Genomic DNA, 18465 nt, shown 5'->3' on the forward strand with positions numbered 1-18465 from the left:
AGCCGCCGATGGCGAGTCTCTAAGCACGCACGGTGTTACGGTTTGTTGCGCCCGCTACGGCCCGATGCAGTACATCTCGTGCGCACGGGGCCGTCAGCGCGCGTCTTCTTCTAGCGCGCGCCGCAACGAAAGCGCGATGCCGCGCGCCGCGAGCGTCACTTCATCGAGCGACGGGAAGGACGGCGCGATGCGCAGGTGCCTGTCTTCGTCGTCGCGTCCATACGGATACGCGGCGCCCGCCGGCGTCAGCACGAGACCGGCCTCCGCCGCCAGCGCGACCGTGCGTTTCGCATAGCCCTTCGGCGCGTACAGGCTGATGAAATAGCCGCCTTCAGGACGATTCCACGACACGCCAGGGACGCCCGCGAGCAGTGCTTCGAACGTGGCCACCACCGCGTCGAACTTCGGACGCAGCAGCGCGCGGTGCTTCGCCATCAGGCGTTCGAGTCCGTCGCGGTCGCGCAGAAAGCGCACGTGGCGCAGCTGGTTCAGCTTGTCCGGGCCGATCGTGCGCACGCTCATATGCTTTTGCCACCAGCCGATATTGCGCTGCGACGCCGCGAGAAACGCGATGCCGCCGCCCGCCACCGTGACCTTCGACAGCGACGCGAACACCAGCGCGCGGTCCGCATGCCCCGCCCGTTCGCACAGTTCGACGATGCCGGGCGTGCTACGCGGCGTGTCCGTCAGATGATGGAAGCGGTATGCGTCGTCCCAGAACAGCCGGAAGTCGCTCGCGGCGGCGGGCAACGCGGCAAGGCGCTCGACGGTTTCACGCGACCAGATCGCGCCGCTCGGGTTACTGTAGAGCGGCATGCACCAGATGCCTTTGATCGACGGATCGCTTTTCACGTGCGCTTCCACGGCGTCCACGTCGGGGCCGTCCTGGGTCATCGGCACGGGGATCATGCGAATGCCGAGCGCCTCGCAGATTGCGAAATGCCGGTCGTAGCCGGGCACCGGGCACAGGAACGCCACTTCGCCCTGCCGGCTCCACGGGGCGTGCCCTGGCATGCCGTGCAGCATCGCGAACGCGAGCGCATCGTGCATCAGTTCGAGGCTCGAATTGCCTGCCGCGACCACTTGCGACGCATCCACGTCCAGCAATTGCGCGCCGAACTCGCGCGCCTCGGGCAAGCCCAGCACATGCCCGTAGTTGCGGCAGTCGATGCCGTCGCGCGACACGTAACCGACCGTGCCCGCTTCGTCGAGCAGTGCGCGCGACAGATCGAGTTGCTCGGGCGACGGCTTGCCGCGCGACATGTCGAGCCGCATCGCAAGCTGCCGGAATTCGTCGTAAGTGGAAGGCGTCGCCATGATGTCCCCGGATGAGCGCGCTCGCACCGGATGTCGAGCGCAGTGTGTGAGGCCAGTATGCCGCTGCCCCTGAGATCAGACAAACGCGTTATATTGAACATTTCGATCAATATTTCTTATACGTATTTCAAGGAGAGGCAAGCGGATGAAAGCCCTCGATCTCGATGTGCTCGCGATGTTCGTCGCCATCGCCGACACCGGCAGCTTCGTGCGCGGCGCGGCGCTCGTGCATCGCTCGCAGTCCGCGCTGAGCATGCAGATCCGTTCGCTCGAAACCGCGCTCGGCAAGCCGCTGTTCGTGCGCGGCCCACGCAGCGTGACGCTCACGCAGGACGGCCAGGTCATGCTCAGCTACGCGCGGCGCATGCTCGCGCTGCGCGACGAAGCGTGGGCATCCGTCGTGCACCCCGACGTGAAAGGCCGCGTCGCGATCGGCGTACCGGACGATTACGCTTCATCGCTGCTGCCGTCCGTGCTGCGCAACTTCTCGGCGACCTATCCGAAGGTCGAGATCCAGGTGGTCGGCCTGCCGAGCAACGCGCTCGCGCCGCTGCTGAAGGACAACAAGATCGACCTCGCATGCGTGACGCGTGTGAAGGGGCTGGCGGGCGAATTCATCCGGCTCGAGCCGATGGTGTGGGCGGGCACGTCCACAGCGGGACGCGAAGTGTGGAAGGAACGCCCGCTGCCTATCGCGCTGTTCGGCGTGGGCAGCGTCGCGCGCGCCAACGCGATTCAGACGCTGGAGCGCGCGAAGATCACCTATCGCACGTCGTATGAAAGCCCGAGCCTGATGGGCCTGTTCAGCATGGTCGACGCGGGTCTCGCCGTCGCGCCGCTCGCGCGTTGCGCGGTGCCCGAGCGCTTCGTCACGCTCGGCCGCCAGCATGGCCTGCCGAAGTTGCCCGAACTGGAGATCATCCTCGCGCGCAGCGCACGCTCGAACCGCCCGCCGTGCGACTATCTGGCCGAGCAGATCCTCAGCGAACTGCGCGACTGAGCAGATTCGCGCGCCGCTGTACGCTTCACATCGTCGCGATCAACCGTTGCCGCGCCGCGCGATAAGCGCCGCTGTGCACGCCCGAATCGCGCGCCGCATCGAGCAGGCCGTCGCGAGCCCGCGCGCTGGGGCCATCGCCGGCAAGCCATGCGTCGATGTCCCTCGTTGCGTCGGGATGGCCGGCCGCGCCCTGGGTGCGCAGATGCGCGTCGGCGAGCATGCGCTCTTCCCACACCATCAGGTACGCGAGCCGCGCGTAGCGGCTAGCGCGCGCTGCGCGCCGCGGTTCGAAGTGCGCCTGCGCGATCCATTCGGGAAATTGCTCGCCCGGCATCGGACGCGCAATCCCATAGCCCTGCGCGAGATCGACGCCGAAGATCCGCAGCGCGTCGAGCAGCGCCGGGTCCTCGACGCCCTCGACCACCACGGCTTTGCCGAGCGCCTGCCCAAGGCGCGTCAGATGATGGAGGAACGGCAGCACATCGGCGGCGTCATGATCCTGCAGATCCGCGATGCTGCGATCGATCTTCACGCAGTCGAACGGCAGCTCGCGCAACCGGCTCAGGCTGCTGTGCCCCGTCCCCAGATCGTCCTGCGCGAGCTCGACGCCGAGCGTCTTGTAGCTCGCGATCTGCGCGTCCAGTTCGACGCCGCATGGCAATGCGCCCGACTCCAGCACTTCCAGCATCAGTTCGCCCGGTGCGCAGCCGAATTCGCGGAACGCGGCGCGCGTCGCGTCGAAGTAGCGCGGATCGCCGAGCGCGGCCGGCGGCAGATTGACCGACGCGACCACATCGATGCCGATACGCCGCCACGCGTTGCGCTGCGTCAGCACCTGTGCGAGACCGCGCCTATACAGCTCGAGATGGCCGTCGCCGCACAGCGAAGGCAGAAACTGGCCTGGTGCGATCAGCGCGTCGCCGTCGCGCAGCCGCGCGAGCGCTTCGACCTTCGTCACGCGGCCGGTGCGCAGGTCGAGCAGCGGCTGATAGTGCATGCGCAACGCGTCCGCGCGCAGCATGTCGCCCCATCGCCGATGCACGGGGCGCGGCGCCGCACCCGAGCCGGTTGAAGTTGATCTGCTCATAAATGGTCTGGCCGAAATGTTGGGGAAGCGTTCGTGCGCGTCGCCACCTATGGGGTGACGATCCGCAAGGCGAGCGTATTGATATGGGATGCCAGGCAATCCTGGATACACACCATCACATGAATGCACTGGCGCGAAGACGCTGACCAATATCAATGCCTTCTGCGGACACAGTGCCGACAATCTCTTCTCGGCTAGCTCCTAGCCGACGGGACGAGCGCGTCACACTCCACGGTGCGCGACGTCTCTTCGGGCTCCGCAGTTCCCCGGCTGCGGAGCCTGTTTTTTCGACGGCTGGCAACGCGCGCGCCAGCACGCTAGCGAAGCGCCTCGTCGAAGTGCGCGACTTCTGCAGCGATTGTCGAGTGATAGCACTCGGGCAAATTGCTCATGCGCGGATCGTTCCACACCTTCTTCATGCGCGCGCCGTACTGGATCAGCGCATCGCTTTGCCGCGACGAAAGCTGCGTGAGCGGATCGACAGACGAACCCGTGCTGTCGCCTTCGTCGTAACACTCGGCGCGATCAGTGGAAGAGGCTTGCATCGAGATTTCCATCACGTTCAGAACGACTCCCAGTCGTCATCGGCAGATACGGTCGCATTTGCCACGCCCGGCTTCGCGGCAGGCGCGGCGCAGCGCACCGCCAGTGCATGCCTTGCCGCGGCGACGGGCGGGCGCACGGCGCGCGGCGACGTCACGGCAGGCGCGGCGTTGTGCGCATCGGCGAGCCTGAAGACGGCGATCGCGCCCGTCATCTGGACCGCCTGCTCGTCGAGCGCCTGCGCTGCCGCTGCCGACTGCTCGACGAGCGCCGCGTTCTGCTGTGTGACCGCGTCGATCTGGCTGATCGCCTGGCTCATCTGCTCGATGCCCTGGCTCTGCTCTTCCGACGCCGCAGAAATTTCACCGACGATATCGGACACCTGCTTGATCGCACGCATCACCTGGCCCATCGTCGAGCCGACTTCTTCTGCCTGGCGCGAACCGTCCTTGACGAGTGCCGTCGAAGACTCGATCAGATCCTTGATCTCCTTCGCCGCCGACGACGAACGTTGCGCGAGCGAGCGCACTTCACCCGCGACGACGGCAAAGCCGCGCCCCTGCTCGCCCGCGCGTGCCGCTTCAACGGCCGCGTTTAGTGCGAGGATATTGGTCTGGAACGCAATGCCTTCGATCAGCGCCGTGATATCGCCGATCTTCGCGGAGCTCTCGCTGATGTTGCCGATCGTGCGCATCATCGCCTGCACCGCGTCGTTGCTCGCATCGGCCATCGAGCGGGCGTTGGCCGACAGCGCATTGGCCTGGCGCGCGTTGTCGGCGTTCTGCTTCACCGTTTCGGCCAGCTCCGTCATCGTCGCGGCCGTCTCTTCGACGGACGCCGCCTGCTCTTCCGTGCGCGACGACAACTCCATGTTGCCCGCCGCGATCTCGTGCGAGGCCACGGTCACCGAGTCGCTCGACGTCTTGATGCGGTGCACGGTGTCCGCGAGCTGCCCGCTCATACGCTTCATCGCGTCGAGCAGCGAGCCGAACTCGCCTTTCGCGTCGACCGCGATCGAACGGTCCAGACGGCCGTCCGCGATATCGTTGGCGATCTCGACAGAGCGGTTCAACGGCCGTGTGATCGCCTTCGACAGATACACCGTCGCGCCGAGACACACGAGCGCGCTCGACGCCAGCATGCCGAGCGCGATCCAGAACATCTGCTTCGACGAGCGCGCGCTGTCGCCCGCGAATTCTTTCGCCTGTGCCTGGTTCAGGTCCATGTCCTGCTGGATCAGCGCATTGAGCGCCTCGGCCGCGCGCACCACGGTATTGCGCTGGAACCCGATAGCGCCCGCCATGTCGCCGCTCTCGATCTGCGCGACCTCCTGATCGATCGCCGACCTGAACATGCCAGCCTGAGCGTGAATCCTGTCAGCAAGCGCCTGCTCATCGGCGCTGCTGATGCCGCCCGAATAGTATTGCGCCCAGCATGAATCCATTGCGGCCAGCAGCTCGCGCACGCGCCGCAGGTTGTCCTTGTCCTGCGTCACGAGTGTCTGCCACAGCAGACGGCGGATTTCGATCTCGTGGATGCGGAACATGGCGAGTTGCGTAACGGGAACCAGATTGCCTGTGTAGGCGACCTGCATGTTGTCGCTGATCGATTTGACGGCACGCATGCCGTACAGCGCATTGCCAACCAGTAACACGGTACAGACGGCAAAGGCCGCGATGATCCTGAAGCGGATCGTTTGAAAAAACTGGGTCATTCCACTCTGCCGGATGGTGGCGCTCGGGCGGCTCACGTGCCGCGCCTCGCGCCTGAAGAAGAAGACGGCTCGCGCGCGCATCGCGCAGCCGTGGCGGAACGCGTCTTCGTCGGGTCGCGTTCCCATGTCGATCGAGCCGCAACGCATCACATGCGTCGTTAGGGGCGACTGTCCATTGAGATCGTAAGGTTGGCCGGGCGTGCGGGCAATGATGGAGGTCAATATCAAGATAGGCGGGAAAATTCTTATATATTTAGGAAACCTTTTCTATATTTCCCGTACGTGTCGCGCATGACAATGGCACGGCATGAAAATAGATCTGTCATCCACGCCCTACACGATATCCCCCTGCCCTACGCGCAATTCAACCGAACACCCATATTATTTTGAGACAACGCGGGCAATACTCTCGCTCGGGAATTCGACGTAAGCGCTACGGACGCATCGCGCGGGTTGATTGCGATGTCATGCCGTTCGGATAGCACCGTCTGATCGTAGCCACGCCGCCTTGCCTGCGAGGAAACCATGAACGCTGACGATGTTTTTTCGGAGATACGCGAAGTCAACCTTGCCTATCTGATGCTGGCTCAAAGCCTCGTGCGCAGGAATTCCGTCGAGGCACAGGTGCGGCTTGGCGTGTCGGCACCGCTCGCAGCGATCATCGGCGGCCTGTCCGCCGCGCAGATCGTGCGGCTCGCCGATTCGGACATGCTGCTGTGCGGCGTCGACCTTCATGAGGGATCTGTGCTGAGCGCGCTCAACGACAGCCTCGCCCGGCACGAGATGCAGCCGATGCACGCCGCGATGCTGCTCGCGCAATTGCCGGCGAGAACCCTGTAATGACCGCGCTTGCTTCGCTGAGGGCCGTGGTCGCGCGCACAGACCCGGGGCAACGTCGCCTTGTCGACGACGTCAACGAGACGCTGCTTGCCATCGAACTGTTCGAACTCGGGGCGCGGCTGCAGGTCACGCAAGCCGAAACGACGTTGTCGCGTGACCGTCTGATTCGCCTCTACAAGGAATTGCACCGAGAATCGCCGCCCAAAGGCATGTTGCCGTTTTCCGCCGACTGGTACGTGACGTGGCTGCCGAACATCCATGCGTCGCTGTTCCATGCGTTGTACCGGTCCGTTTCCGCGCAACGCGACATCAGGCGGATCGCGGCGATCATCGCGGCGTACCGGCTCTATCTGGAACACGTGCCCCAGGGCACCGAACCCATCTTGAGCTTTACCCGCGCGTGGACGCTCGTGAGGTTCGTCGAGAGCGACCTGCTGCATCTGAGAACGTGCGGTTGCTGCAAGGGAGACTTCCTCGCGCTCGCCTATGAGCTGGAACCCGGCTACGTCTGCGGTCTGTGCAAGCCGCCCTCGCGGGCGGGAAAAACAGGCCGCCCCGCCAAAACCGAATAATGGACCCGTCCCGCACAACGGGACGAACCGCGCGCGCCGACACCCACGGCATATCGCGCATGCTTCTAGTCAGGAGATTCAAAGTTGGACCACAACGAAACGCTCAACGAAATCCGGGAGGTGAATCTGTCATTTCTCTTGCTCGCGCAACGGCTAGCGCGCGTCGATAGTCCGATGGCCATGCGTCTGCTCAGGGTCGGCGAGGAATCGTTGAAGGAGATTGCCAGCTTGCCGCCCGAACAGATCGCGAGGCTCGCCGCGACGAACATGCTTTTCTGCCGCTTCGCGCTCGACGACTGCGCGCTGCTTGCGTCGCTCGCTCACGGCGTTCCGCGCGGCGTCGAACGGCAGACAGCCGAGCCGCTCGCGGCTTGAGCAGCCCCCCGGATTGGCGCCCTGCAACATGCATCGAAACCGGATCAACCCGATTCGAATCGACCGTAGAACGCTCTGGCGTTCGCGCGGACTCTCAAATCTGGAAACGTCGTTTCCAGCCGCATGTATTGATAGTTATCCTATTCGACATATGATTTGGCTACGAGCATTCATGAGGATCGTTCGCTGCAGCACGCATGCCACGCAACGGCCGCCTCGCCGCGCGTGATTGCACGCACAGGGCGCCCGCTCGAGCGCCAACGTGACGCAACGGGCAAACCTGGCACAAAACATCGCACACACCAAGACACGACCCGCAACGCGCCTGGGCGGGCACACGCGACGCTGCTGCGCAAGTCCAGGCGCGCCCGCTGCAACCGGACGATCTGAACCAGCACATGAACCCTGCCGCATCGCCATCCTGCCTGAACCTGCGCACGGCATCGATGACGCTCGCCGTCTTCATGGCGGGCGTGCTCGCAGCCTCGGTCACCGCCTCCCTCACGCTGCGATGGACGACGATCGTCGCGGCCGCGACGGGACTCGCGTGCGCGCTCGCGTGCATCGTGTGGTCGCACCGGCAGGAACGGCTCAGCCGCCTCGCCCACGCAAGCCCGTTCGACGACGATGCGCACAACACAGCGCCCGTTCAAACCTTCGACGAGGCCCGCCTGACAGCCATCATCCGCTCGTCGCGCGAGGCAATCGTCACGATCGACGCGATGCAACGCATCGTGCTGATGAACCCGATGGCGGAGGAACTGCTCGGTTGCGAGGCGGCGAAGGTGCTGGGCGGTCCGCTCTCGCGCTTCATCCCCGAACGGTTTCGCATCGCGCATGCGAAGCATGTCGAGCATTTCGGCGCGACGAGCGGGTCCGACCGGCGCATGGGCAGCCAGCGCGTGCTGTATGCGTTGCGCGCCGACGGCCGGGAGTTCCCCATCGAGGCATCCATTTCGCAAAGCCAGTATGACAACGAGAAGCTCTACACCGTGATGCTGCGCGACATCACCGAGCGCGTGCGCGCCGAGGAAGCGCTCAAGCAGTCGCGCGAAGACCTGCGCGAGCTGTCGGCAAACCTGCAGCGTGTGCGCGAGGAAGAGAAGGCGCACATCGCGCGCGAGTTGCACGACGATCTCGGGCAATCGCTGACTGCGCTGAAAATGGACCTGTCGGTGATCGGGCATGCGCTGGAACGCGAAGGAATCGACAACGCGTACGTGCACGAGCGGCTGCATGCGATGACACGCGTGATCGACGCGATGGTGGCGTCCGTGCGGCACATCGCGGCGAACCAGCGGCCCGCGATGCTCGACGATCTCGGCCTCGTCGCGGCGATCGACTGGCTCGCCGACGATTTCTCCCAGCGCTATGGCATACGCGTGGCACGACGGCTCGAGGTTGGCGCGGCGGCGTTTTCGCACGGTGCGGCGACGGCGATTTTTCGCATCGTCCAGGAAGCGCTGACGAATGTCGCGAAGCATGCACGAGCATCGCTCGTCACGCTCGCGATGCGCGTCGACGGCGAGCACTGCACGCTCGACATCGTCGACGACGGCCGCGGGCTGCCCGCCGCCGGACACCCGCGCGATCCACGCACCGGCAGGAATTTCGGGCTGCTCGGCATTCGCGAGCGGGTCCATATGCTCGGCGGCACGCTATCGACGGGCGAGCCCGGCCGCGGCTTCACCCTGTCCATCACGTTTCCGCTCGACGCATTGCAATCTGAAGAGACGCAGCCATGATCCGCATTCTCATCGCCGACGACCACGCGCTGATACGCGAAGGTCTGCGCCACATCCTGAAGGGCTCACCCGAGTTCGAAGTAGCCGGCGAAGCCGCCGACGCGGCCAGCACGATCGCGCTGGTGCGCTCGACGGACGCGCACATCCTGATCCTCGACCTGTCGATGCCGGGGCGCAACGGCGTCGAAATGATCCCGCAGATCAAGGCCACCAATGCCGGCCTCCACATTCTCGTGCTGACGATGCACGGCGAGCACCAGTACGCCGTGCGCGCCTTCAAGGCGGGCGCGTCCGGCTATCTGACGAAGGAAAGCGCGAGCAGCGAGCTGGTGAGCGCGCTGACGAAGATCGCGGGCGGCGGCGTCTACATGAGCCTTTCGATGGCCGAGCGCTTCGCGCGCAACCTGCACGAGCCGCTCGAGATGTTGCCGCATCAACGGCTTAGCGACCGCGAGTTCGACGTGTTCCGCCGCATCACGGCAGGCCAGACGATCGGCGAGATCGCCGCGCAGCTGTGCGTCAGCACCAAGACGATCAGCACCTACAAGGCGCGCATCCTCGACAAGATGCAGATGCCGCATGGCGCCGCGCTGGTGCGTTACGCGATGCGCCACAAGCTGTTCGACGACAGCGAAGAGTCCTGAACGGGTCCGCTGTAGGCGACACCCTACGCGCCCTCCGATCGACTGACCGCAGATTCATTCGCCGCTGATTCAATTTTGAGACAGCACCCAACATACTTTCGGGGTTGACAGTGCGCGCGTTGCCGTCCGACCGCGGCGACGCACGCCGGACAACACCATTTCATCGTGCGTGCATCATGGCCCGCACGCGTGTTCCCGAAGGAGGCCACCATGCTACTTGCCGATGCACCGATGCTCACGCCCTCGCCGTTCACACAGGCAACCGACTTCGTGCGCAGGCTCCAGCCAGGCGGTGCGCAGCATCCCGCGCCGCGCTGTTCGCAATGTGCGATCAGCCCGCTGTGCAATCCCGGCGAGCTGAACGCCGAGGAGCTTGCGCAAGTCGATTCGCTGGTTCAGGAAGTGCGCACCGTGCAGCGCGGCGCGAGCCTGTATCGCGCGAACGACCCGTTTCACAACGTCTACATTCTGCGCAGCGGCTCGTTCAAGACGGTCGTCATGCATCGCGAAGGACGCGAGCAGGTGACGGGCTTTCAGATTGCGGGGGAAATGCTGGGACTCGACGGGATTGTCGGCGAGCAGCATCTGTGCGGCGCGATTGCGCTCGAACGCAGCACCGTCTGCGTGATTCCATTCGAGCTGCTCGAAGACGTGTGCCGCGAAATCAAGCCCATGCAGCGGCATCTGCACAAGGTGATGAGCCGCGAGATTGTCCGCGAATCGAACATGATCATGCTGCTCGGCACGATGCGCGCCGAGCAGCGGGTTGCGGCCTTCCTGCTGAATCTCGCCGAGCGCTACGGCACGCGCGGCTACTCCGCGACGGAGTTCAACATGCGCATGACGCGCAGCGAGATCGGCAGCTACCTGGGCATCACGCTCGAAACGGCGAGCCGCATGTTCTCACGGCTGCAGCAGGAAAGGCTCGTGCAGGCGCGCGGCAAGCAGATTCGCATTCTGGACAGCGGCGCGCTCGCGCGGCTCTGACGCGCGCTGCACGCGTTGTGGCAGCGGCCCTCTGCACGTTCATCCTTCTTCGCCCAATTGCACCAGCAATGCGTGCAGCCGCTCGGTGTGACGCAACAGCATGTGCCGATGCTTGTCGATCTGTTCGAGGCGGCCGGCCAGATCGGCGTGAATGGGATCATCGAGCTCGGCGGCCGACAGCACGTCTTCGACTTTGGTACGCACCGATGCGAACTCGACGGTCGGATGCGTCAGCGAGCGCTCGAAGCGCCGCACTTCCTGCACGGCGAGATCGCGCACCTTGCGGAAATACGCCTGGCGCCGGTGCTGTTCGGCTTCGTGGACTTCGTCCTCCGGACGGCGCGGCGCCTGTTGTCCGAAAATCGGCTCCGGCGGACGCAGCACCGATTTCTTGCGTACCGGGTGCGCCGTGCCGCGGAAACGCGCGAGCGGCGTTTCGTTGTCGATCGCTTCGCGCGCATTGTCGGGCACGTCTGCGGGTTCATGCGGCGCGTCCATCCAGCCGCCGGGCAGTCCCGTCACGGACTCGACGCCGCGCACGAACTCCTCGCTGAAATCGCGCTGCCCGGCGAGCATCAGCTTCAGATACGACGCGGAGAACGTCATCATCCGCGCAAGCCGTGTCACCGCGCCGACCTCCCGCGTCAGCAACGCCAGATTGGCCCGCCAGATGGGAAGCAGGGATTCGTCGGAATATTCCATCGCTGGGTCTTCCTTCATCAGTCTTGCTGCTAAGCCTGCGTTGATCGGGCCATACGCACCGCAACACGCATGCCCGTGCGCCGCGTCCGACAACGATAGTCGCATCGCCATGCGGCGCGCAATCGGATTCGCACCGCGGTTGCTGCGCAAAGGCAACACCGTTACGCGTCGCGGCACATGGGCGTTTCACTGAGCATTGACCCCGGCAGGCGGTCGGCGTTCCGCACCGAGGCACGAGGACGGATGGATTTCGCCATGTGGACTTCGCCACGCGGCAAATCAACGGAGGGAGCGAGACGTCCGGCCGGACGCCTGCGAGGTCGCTGCGCGCGTGGCCCGAAGCCCGCGCGCACGCGCCTTTCAGGCCGCCGCGACGTGCGAGAGCGCCGTCTTCACGAGCTTGTCGAGCAACGGCTCGATTTTGCCTGCGAGCGCTTCGTCGTACGCATAAGGCATCTGTTCCTGCATGTAGGTGATCTGCGAAAGCTCGAGCTGCACTGCATGCACGCCCTGCTCAGGCTGGCCATAGTGGCGCGTGATGTAGCCGCCCTTGAAGCGGCCGTTCGCCACGGCCGTATAGCCGCCATGTCCGTCGACGATTTTCGCGAGCGCTTCCGCGAGCCCCGGCGCCGCGCTCGCGCCGTTCGACGTGCCGAAGTTGAAATCGGGCAAGCGGCCGTCGAAGAAGCGCGGCACATGCGAGCGGATCGAATGCGCTTCCCACAGCAGCACCTTGCCGTGCTGCGCCTTCAGTGCAGCAAGCTCGCCCTGCAGGGCCTCGTGATACGGCTTCCAGTACAGGTCGCGGCGCCGCGCGACTTCGGCGTCGTCGGGCAAGCGGCCGTCGCGATAGAGCGGCTCCTTGTCGAAGGTATCGACGGGCAGCAGGCCCGTCGTGTCCTGCCCCGGATAGAGGTTGGCGCCATCGGGCGGACGGTTCAGATCGATCACGTAGCGCGCATAGGTCGGCGTCAGAATCGACGCGCCCATGCGCTTTGCGAATGCATACAGGCGGTCGAGGTGCCAGTCGCAATCGTCGGTGCGCGCGGCGGCGGGCGTCATCTGCGCGGCGATATCGGCGGGCAGGCGCGTGCCCAGATGCGGGATCGAGATCAGGAACGGCAGGCTTCCCCGATGCAGCGAGAAGACGGGCAAGGTATCGGTGGCGGTCATGTCGTCGGTGCTTCTCAAAGTTGACTCGGGTTCACTTCAGCAGTTCGGCGAGCGCCGCGCGATATTGCGCATACGCGCGCTCTTCGTCGCGATGCTTGCGGTTGTCGACCACTTTGGCGCCGCCCGCGTAGACGTCGCGAATGGGTGTCTCGCCGTGCTCGCAGAATACGACACCGGAAAGCCACGCGTCGTTCGCGTGTTCGGCGATGCTCGCGTGGTCCGCATCGAGCACCATGAAATCGGCCCGCGCGCCCGTGCGCAATGCGCCTGCCGCGCGACCCGTCGCGAGCGCGCCGCCTTCCAGCGACGCCGCGTACAGACGGTCCGCAACGCGCGGCATATCGGCCGACGCAAGCACGTTGCGCTGCCGCCTCGACAGACGTTGACCGTATTCGAGCAGCCGCAGTTCCGCACGCCAGTCGACGCCGATATGGCTGTCGCTGCCGACGCCGATGCGCCCCTTTTGTTCCAGATAGTCGTGCGCCGGAAAGATACCGTCGCCGAGGTTGGCTTCCGTCGTCAGGCACAGGCCCGCGACGGCGCCGCTCTTCGCGAGCGCGGCCGTTTCATCGGCATCGACATGCGTCGCATGCACGAGGCACCAGCGCGCGTCGACATCGAAGCGATCGAGCAGCCATTGCACGGGCCGCGCGCCTTCCGTTGCGACGCATGCGTCGACCTCCGCCGTTTGCTCGGCGATATGGATGTGCACAGGCGCGCCTGGCGACATCGCATCGAGTCCATTCAGCAACTCGCGCAGCGAATCGTTCGACACCGCGCGCAACGAATGCGGCGCGACGCCGTAGCGCAGCGCGCCGTGCTCGGGACGCGCGCGGCGCAGCGTGTCGAGCAACCCAAGCAGACTGTCGGGCGTGTTGATGAAGCGGCGCTGGTCGTCGCGCGGCGGCTGTGCGCCAAAGCCCGCGTACTGATACAGCACCGGCAGCATCGTCATGCCGATACCGCTCGCGCCCGCCGCATCGACCACGCGTTGCGCGAGTTCCGCATCGTTCGCGTAGCGCTTGCCGTCCTGCATGTGATGCACGTAATGGAATTCGCAGACGGACGTGTAGCCCGCCTTCAGCATCTCGATGTAAAGCCATTGCGCGATCGACGCGAGCCCTTCCGGCGTGATGCGCGCAGCGAAGCGATACATCAGGTCGCGCCAGCTCCAGAAGTTATCGGTCGCGTTCGCCCGGTATTCGGTGAGGCCCGCCATCGCGCGCTGGAACGCGTGCGAATGCAGGTTCGGCATGCCGGGCAACACGGGACCGCTGGCTTTGGCGACGCCTGCGGGCGCTTGCGCATCGGCTGTCACCGAGACGAGCGCGCCGTGCGCGTCCCATTGCAGCAGCACGTTGCGCCGCCAGCCTTCGGGCAGATACGCGTGATCGGCGAAAAGCGATTGAGTGGCTTGAGTCATGTTCGATCCCATTCTCGCGTCGCGCTCAGTGCACCCGACGCGTATAGACGGTTTCGCCGCCGCGCACGACGCGTGCGCACAGCGGGCGTCCAATCCAGTAGGCAAGTTCCGCAAGCGACTGCACCGGCCACACCGCGAAATCGGCGTTGCGTCCGACGGCGAGCGCTCCGTGCTTATCCGCCTTGCCGAGCGCCTGCGCCGCGTGGCGCGTCACGCCTTGCAGCACTTCGGGCACGGTCATGCGGAACAGCGTTGTCGCCATGTTCATCATCAACGGCAGCGAGGTCGAGGGCGAGGTGCCCGGATTGCTGTCCGTCGAAATCGCGATGGGCACTTCGTAGCGGCGCAACAGGTCGAGCGGCGGCAATTGCGTCTCGCGAATGAAATAGAACGCGCCCGGCAGCAGCACGGCGACCGTGCCCGCTTCCTTCATCGCGGCGACGCCCGCTTCGTCGAGAAACTCCAGGTGATCCGCCGACAATGCCCCATGCCGCGCGGCAAGCACCGTGCCGCCACCGTTGGACAACTGCTCCGCGTGCATCTTGACGGGCAGCCCGCGGCGCGCAGCGGCATTGAACACCCGCTCGCTCTGTTCGAGCGAGAAGCCGATGCGCTCGCAGAACACATCGACGGCATCGACGAGTCCTTCGTCGGCCAGTGCGGGCAGCATGCGCTCGCAGACTTCGTCGATGTAGTCGTCGGCGCGGCCCGCGAACTCCGGCGGCAACGCATGCGCGCCGAGAAACGTGGTGTACACCGTCACGGGATAACGCTCGCCGAGTTGCCGCGCGACGCGCAGCATCTTGCGTTCGCTTTGCAAGTCGAGCCCGTAGCCGGATTTGATTTCGATGGCCGTGACGCCTTCGGCAAGCATCGCTTCGAGCCGCGCGGCCGACTGCGCGAACAGCGACGCTTCGTCTGCGGCACGCGTGGCGCGCACCGTCGAGACGATGCCACCGCCCTGCTTCGCGATGGCTTCGTAGCTGACGCCCGCGAGCCGCTGCGCGAATTCGTCGGCGCGCTGGCCGCCGTACACGAGATGCGTATGGCAATCGACGAGACCGGGCGTCACCCACGCGCCGCCCAGGTCTTCGCGCGGCCACGCGGCGTATTGCGCGGGCAACTCGCGCGACGCGCCGAGCCACGCGATGCAGCCGTTCTCGACGGCGATCGCGGCGTCGTCGATCGTTTGGTTGGGATCGCCCTGCGCACAGAGCTTCAGATGGTTCCAGACGGTTTGCTTCATGGCAGGGCTGTCTGTGATGTGGGCAAGCGCTCAGGCTTGCGATGTGTCGAGATAGCGGATGCTAATGGCGAGCAGCGCGCCCTTCCCTGTGACTTCGCACGACAACGCGTGTGCATGGTCGATGCGTAACGTGTCCATGGTCACGAGCGTCGTTGTGTTGGCAGCGTTGTCCGTCGCGACGTGCAACTCGCCTTGCGCGCAGAACAACAGCACGACATCGGCATCGAGTTGCGTGCGCGTCGGGTCGCGCCAGATTGCGACGTCGCCCGTTGCCGCGCCACGCCGCACCATCAGGTTGAAATCGCGCGTCGCACCGTCGATCAGTCGCGCGTCGATGGCCGTTTCGCCTTCGAAGCGCGCGATGTCGAGCGGCTTGCGCAGCGTGTGAGTCGCACCGCCAGCTTCGTCGAGCAGCATGCCCGCGCCCGACAGCAGCACGAGCGTCCGGTCGATTCCGGCGAAGCGCGAGAACGGCCCGGCTTGCGCGACGTCGGCGACGCTCACGCGCCACACGAAAGAGTCGAGCGCCGCGCCCTCGGGGAACGCGGCGACCTCGCGCGTGACGCCGCCGCCGTTCTTCCACGGCGACGCCACGAGGTCCGCGCCGCGAATCAGCGACACGCTGGCAGTCGATCGCGTCGCGGTCACGATCAGCGGCCCAGCATCGGCAGCTTGAGACCGGCTTCGCGCGCCGTTTCCTGCGCGAGCTCGTAACCGGCGTCCGCGTGACGCATCACGCCCGTCGCGGGATCGTTGAACAGCACGCGGCCGAGACGCTCATGCGCGGCGTCCGAGCCATCGGCGACGATCACGACGCCCGAGTGCTGGCTGAAGCCCATGCCGACACCGCCGCCATGATGCAGCGACACCCACGATGCGCCGCCTGCCGTGTTCAGCAGTGCGTTGAGCAGCGGCCAGTCGCTGACAGCGTCCGAGCCGTCCTTCATCGATTCCGTCTCGCGGTTCGGGCTCGCAACCGAACCCGTATCCAGATGATCGCGGCCGATGACGATCGGCGCCTTCAGTTCGCCCTTCTTGACCATTTCGTTGAACGCCTGGCCCAGACGATAGCGATCCTTCACGCCGACCCAGCAGATACGCGCCGGCAAGCCCTGGAACGCGATGCGCTCACGCGCCATGTCGAGCCAGTTATGCAGGTGCGGATCGTCGGGGATCAGTTCCTTGACCTTCTGGTCCGTCTTGTAGATGTCTTCGGGATCGCCCGACAGGGCGACCCAGCGGAACGGACCCTTGCCTTCGCAGAAGAGCGGGCGAATGTACGCGGGCACGAAACCGGGGAAATCGAACGCGTTCTGCACGCCCATTTCCAGCGCCATCTGACGGATGTTGTTGCCGTAATCGAGCGTCGCGGCGCCGCGTTCCTGCAGCGTGAGCATGGCTTGCACCTGCTTGGCCATCGACTGCTTGGCGGGCGTCACGATGCTTTGCGGGTCCGTCTTCTGACGCTCGCGCCAGTCCTCGATCTTCCAGCCTTGCGGCAGATAGCCGTGAATCGGGTCGTGCGCGCTGGTCTGGTCGGTCACGCAGTCCGGCGTGATGTTGCGCGCAACCAGTTCGGCGAATACGTCAGCGGCATTGCCGAGCAGGCCGATCGAAACCGGGTTGCCCGTCTTCTTCGCTTCTTCGATCATCGCGAGCGCTTCGTCGAGCGTCATCGCCTTCTTGTCGACATAACGCGTCTTCAGGCGGAAGTCGATGCGCGACTCATCGCATTCGACGGCGATCATCGAGAAGCCCGCCATCGTTGCCGCGAGCGGCTGCGCGCCGCCCATGCCGCCGAGACCGCCCGTCAGGATCCAGCGGCCCTTCGGATCGCCGTTGAAATGCTGGTTCGCCACCGAGAAGAACGTCTCGTACGTGCCCTGCACGATGCCCTGGCTGCCGATATAGATCCAGCTGCCCGCCGTCATCTGGCCGTACATCATCAGGCCCTTGCGGTCGAGTTCGTGAAAGTGGTCCCAGTTCGCCCAGTGCGGCACGAGGTTCGAATTCGCGAGCAGCACGCGCGGTGCGTCAGCATGCGTGCGGAACACGCCAACGGGCTTGCCCGATTGAATCAGCAGCGTCTCGTTTTCTTCGAGGTCTTTCAGCGACGTGAGGATCTGATCGAAGCAATCCCAGTTGCGCGCCGCGCGCCCGATGCCGCCATACACGACGAGCGCATGCGGATGTTCAGCCACTTCCGGGTCCAGATTGTTCTGGATCATCCGGTACGCGGCTTCCGCGATCCAGGTCTTGCAGGTTTTCTCGCTGCCGCGCGGTGCGCGGATCGTGCGGGTCGGGTCGAGACGCGGGTCGATGTGTTTCGGGTTGTTCATGATGCCCTCGGAAGCGCTGATAACTCGGTAACGGAGTCGAAGATTGAACGGAAACGGGAATCTAAAAGTGGCCGGTGAACCGGTAGCGGTTGCCGGGGTGCCACAGGTTGGCCACCGAAGCGACCACACCCTGCGACCACGTGCGCCGGTGCAGCACGAGGCAAGGTTCGGCATCGTCCATCGTCAGATGCCGGCGGGTGTCGGCATCCGGCGCGGCGGCTTCGATGCGGTACTCGACGCGCTGCAGCGGCGCGACGCGTACGAGATACTGGTTAGGCGTCGTGTTCGTAAAGTCCTGCAACGCGTATTCGGGCGCGACGGCCGGGTTGACCCAGCGCTCTTCGAGCTGGACGGGCTCGTCGTTCTCGAAGTGCAGCACGCGCGAATGAAAAATCGGGTTGCCCGCACTCACCTGCATTTCGGCAGCGAGTTCTTCGTCGGCGATCGCGGCGCCCACGTGCAGCACCTTCGCGTGATAACGATGACCACGCGCGACGATCTCGTCGGAGATGCTGCGGATCGCCACCAGCGTCGACTCGTACTTCGGCCGCGCGACGAACGTGCCCGAGCCCTGAACGCGCGTGAGCACCTGATCGGCCGTCAATTCGCGCAATGCGCGGTTGACCGTCATGCGCGCAACGTTGAATTCGCGCGCAAGCTCATTCTCCGATGGAACCTGATGGCCTTCGCTCCATTCGCCCGCGTGAATACGGGCGAGGATGAAGTCCTTGATTCCCTGATAGGCCGGTGCGTTCATG

At 65.1% G+C, this 18465-nt stretch carries 18 protein-coding genes; 7 read left to right on the forward strand and 11 right to left on the reverse strand.

The features are described 5' to 3' along the window. Positions 1-93: 93 nt before the first annotated feature. Entirely contained in the window at positions 94-1317 is a 1224-nt protein-coding gene (locus C2L66_RS09905) for an aminotransferase class I/II-fold pyridoxal phosphate-dependent enzyme (protein WP_060600313.1), read from the reverse strand. 145 nt (positions 1318-1462) lie between these two features. On the opposite strand from C2L66_RS09905, the gene C2L66_RS09910 reads away from it, so the two are divergent. Continuing rightward, the gene (locus C2L66_RS09910; protein WP_054930187.1) at positions 1463-2317 is read left to right on the forward strand and encodes a LysR family transcriptional regulator; all 855 of its coding nucleotides are present in this window, start codon (positions 1463-1465) and stop codon (positions 2315-2317) included. A gap of 25 nt (positions 2318-2342) precedes the next feature. On the opposite strand, the gene C2L66_RS09915 is transcribed toward C2L66_RS09910, so the two are convergent. The 3 genes from C2L66_RS09915 to C2L66_RS09925 all read right to left on the reverse strand — a co-directional run bounded on the left by C2L66_RS09915 (position 2343) and on the right by C2L66_RS09925 (position 5787). Next, positions 2343-3404: an EAL domain-containing protein gene (locus C2L66_RS09915; RefSeq protein WP_060600311.1), complete on the reverse strand. Its 1062-nt coding sequence runs from the start codon at positions 3402-3404 to the stop codon at positions 2343-2345. Between the two features lie 317 nt (positions 3405-3721). Continuing rightward, entirely contained in the window at positions 3722-3949 is a 228-nt protein-coding gene (locus tag C2L66_RS09920) for a hypothetical protein (protein WP_060602590.1), read from the reverse strand. A 17-nt stretch (positions 3950-3966) separates the two neighbouring features. Further along, positions 3967-5787 carry a methyl-accepting chemotaxis protein gene (locus C2L66_RS09925; protein WP_233444904.1) on the reverse strand — a complete coding sequence of 607 codons (1821 nt, stop codon included), beginning with the start codon at positions 5785-5787 and terminating at the stop codon, positions 3967-3969. Positions 5788-6186: 399 nt separating this feature from the next. On the opposite strand from C2L66_RS09925, the gene flhD reads away from it, so the two are divergent. The 6 genes from flhD to fnr all read left to right on the forward strand — a co-directional run bounded on the left by flhD (position 6187) and on the right by fnr (position 10824). Then, positions 6187-6501, forward strand: a complete 315-nt coding sequence (gene flhD, locus C2L66_RS09930) for a flagellar transcriptional regulator FlhD (RefSeq protein WP_060600308.1) — start codon at positions 6187-6189, stop codon at positions 6499-6501. Next, entirely contained in the window at positions 6501-7073 is a 573-nt protein-coding gene (gene flhC, locus C2L66_RS09935; RefSeq protein ID WP_054930184.1) for a flagellar transcriptional regulator FlhC, read from the forward strand. The genes flhD and flhC overlap by 1 nt, the downstream gene beginning before the upstream one ends. Before the next feature lie 84 nt (positions 7074-7157). Then, entirely contained in the window at positions 7158-7448 is a 291-nt protein-coding gene (locus C2L66_RS09940; RefSeq protein ID WP_054930183.1) for a flagellar transcriptional regulator FlhD, read from the forward strand. 398 nt (positions 7449-7846) lie between these two features. Beyond that, complete coding sequence (locus C2L66_RS09945; RefSeq protein WP_060600306.1) at positions 7847-9193, forward strand: PAS domain-containing sensor histidine kinase; 1347 nt, start codon at positions 7847-7849, stop codon at positions 9191-9193. Continuing rightward, positions 9190-9837 (forward strand): response regulator, encoded by a 648-nt coding sequence (locus tag C2L66_RS09950; RefSeq protein ID WP_054930181.1) that lies wholly within the window; start codon positions 9190-9192, stop codon positions 9835-9837. The genes C2L66_RS09945 and C2L66_RS09950 overlap by 4 nt, the downstream gene beginning before the upstream one ends. Before the next feature lie 210 nt (positions 9838-10047). Continuing rightward, the gene (fnr, locus tag C2L66_RS09955; RefSeq protein ID WP_054930202.1) at positions 10048-10824 is read left to right on the forward strand and encodes a fumarate/nitrate reduction transcriptional regulator Fnr; all 777 of its coding nucleotides are present in this window, start codon (positions 10048-10050) and stop codon (positions 10822-10824) included. Positions 10825-10863: 39 nt separating this feature from the next. On the opposite strand, the gene C2L66_RS09960 is transcribed toward fnr, so the two are convergent. The 7 genes from C2L66_RS09960 to hutC all read right to left on the reverse strand — a co-directional run bounded on the left by C2L66_RS09960 (position 10864) and on the right by hutC (position 18464). Continuing rightward, complete coding sequence (locus tag C2L66_RS09960) at positions 10864-11526, reverse strand: hypothetical protein (RefSeq protein WP_054930201.1); 663 nt, start codon at positions 11524-11526, stop codon at positions 10864-10866. Between the two features lie 360 nt (positions 11527-11886). After that, complete coding sequence (gene hutG / locus C2L66_RS09965) at positions 11887-12699, reverse strand: N-formylglutamate deformylase (protein ID WP_060600304.1); 813 nt, start codon at positions 12697-12699, stop codon at positions 11887-11889. A gap of 31 nt (positions 12700-12730) precedes the next feature. Then, entirely contained in the window at positions 12731-14122 is a 1392-nt protein-coding gene (locus tag C2L66_RS09970; protein WP_060600302.1) for a formimidoylglutamate deiminase, read from the reverse strand. A 25-nt stretch (positions 14123-14147) separates the two neighbouring features. Beyond that, positions 14148-15368, reverse strand: a complete 1221-nt coding sequence (gene hutI, locus C2L66_RS09975; protein WP_060600300.1) for an imidazolonepropionase — start codon at positions 15366-15368, stop codon at positions 14148-14150. A gap of 30 nt (positions 15369-15398) precedes the next feature. Further along, positions 15399-15989, reverse strand: a complete 591-nt coding sequence (locus C2L66_RS09980; protein WP_233444905.1) for a HutD/Ves family protein — start codon at positions 15987-15989, stop codon at positions 15399-15401. Positions 15990-16018: 29 nt separating this feature from the next. After that, a complete protein-coding gene (gene hutU / locus C2L66_RS09985; RefSeq protein ID WP_054930176.1) occupies positions 16019-17707 on the reverse strand; it encodes a urocanate hydratase in 1689 nt (562 codons plus the stop codon). Positions 17708-17768: 61 nt separating this feature from the next. After that, complete coding sequence (gene hutC, locus C2L66_RS09990; protein ID WP_054930175.1) at positions 17769-18464, reverse strand: histidine utilization repressor; 696 nt, start codon at positions 18462-18464, stop codon at positions 17769-17771. Position 18465: the final 1 nt, after the last annotated feature.

Source organism: Paraburkholderia caribensis (assembly GCF_002902945.1).
In the GTDB taxonomy this organism is placed as follows: domain Bacteria; phylum Pseudomonadota; class Gammaproteobacteria; order Burkholderiales; family Burkholderiaceae; genus Paraburkholderia; species Paraburkholderia caribensis.

Bases quoted from the DNA above. Each gene is read 5' to 3' on its own strand.
- hutG (WP_060600304.1), bottom strand. From the start codon at position 12,699: ATGACCGCCACCGATACCTTGCCCGTCTTCTCGCTGCATCGGGGAAGC.
- hutI (WP_060600300.1), bottom strand. From the start codon at position 15,368: ATGAAGCAAACCGTCTGGAACCATCTGAAGCTCTGTGCGCAGGGCGAT.
- hutU (WP_054930176.1), bottom strand. From the start codon at position 17,707: ATGAACAACCCGAAACACATCGACCCGCGTCTCGACCCGACCCGCACG.
- C2L66_RS09960 (WP_054930201.1), bottom strand. From the start codon at position 11,526: ATGGAATATTCCGACGAATCCCTGCTTCCCATCTGGCGGGCCAATCTG.
- C2L66_RS09910 (WP_054930187.1), top strand. From the start codon at position 1,463: ATGAAAGCCCTCGATCTCGATGTGCTCGCGATGTTCGTCGCCATCGCC.
- C2L66_RS09950 (WP_054930181.1), top strand. From the start codon at position 9,190: ATGATCCGCATTCTCATCGCCGACGACCACGCGCTGATACGCGAAGGT.
- C2L66_RS09945 (WP_060600306.1), top strand. From the start codon at position 7,847: ATGAACCCTGCCGCATCGCCATCCTGCCTGAACCTGCGCACGGCATCG.
- hutC (WP_054930175.1), bottom strand. From the start codon at position 18,464: ATGAACGCACCGGCCTATCAGGGAATCAAGGACTTCATCCTCGCCCGT.
- C2L66_RS09915 (WP_060600311.1), bottom strand. From the start codon at position 3,404: ATGAGCAGATCAACTTCAACCGGCTCGGGTGCGGCGCCGCGCCCCGTG.
- fnr (WP_054930202.1), top strand. From the start codon at position 10,048: ATGCTACTTGCCGATGCACCGATGCTCACGCCCTCGCCGTTCACACAG.
- C2L66_RS09970 (WP_060600302.1), bottom strand. From the start codon at position 14,122: ATGACTCAAGCCACTCAATCGCTTTTCGCCGATCACGCGTATCTGCCC.
- C2L66_RS09905 (WP_060600313.1), bottom strand. From the start codon at position 1,317: ATGGCGACGCCTTCCACTTACGACGAATTCCGGCAGCTTGCGATGCGG.
- flhC (WP_054930184.1), top strand. From the start codon at position 6,501: ATGACCGCGCTTGCTTCGCTGAGGGCCGTGGTCGCGCGCACAGACCCG.
- flhD (WP_060600308.1), top strand. From the start codon at position 6,187: ATGAACGCTGACGATGTTTTTTCGGAGATACGCGAAGTCAACCTTGCC.
- C2L66_RS09925 (WP_233444904.1), bottom strand. From the start codon at position 5,787: ATGGGAACGCGACCCGACGAAGACGCGTTCCGCCACGGCTGCGCGATG.
- C2L66_RS09920 (WP_060602590.1), bottom strand. From the start codon at position 3,949: ATGCAAGCCTCTTCCACTGATCGCGCCGAGTGTTACGACGAAGGCGAC.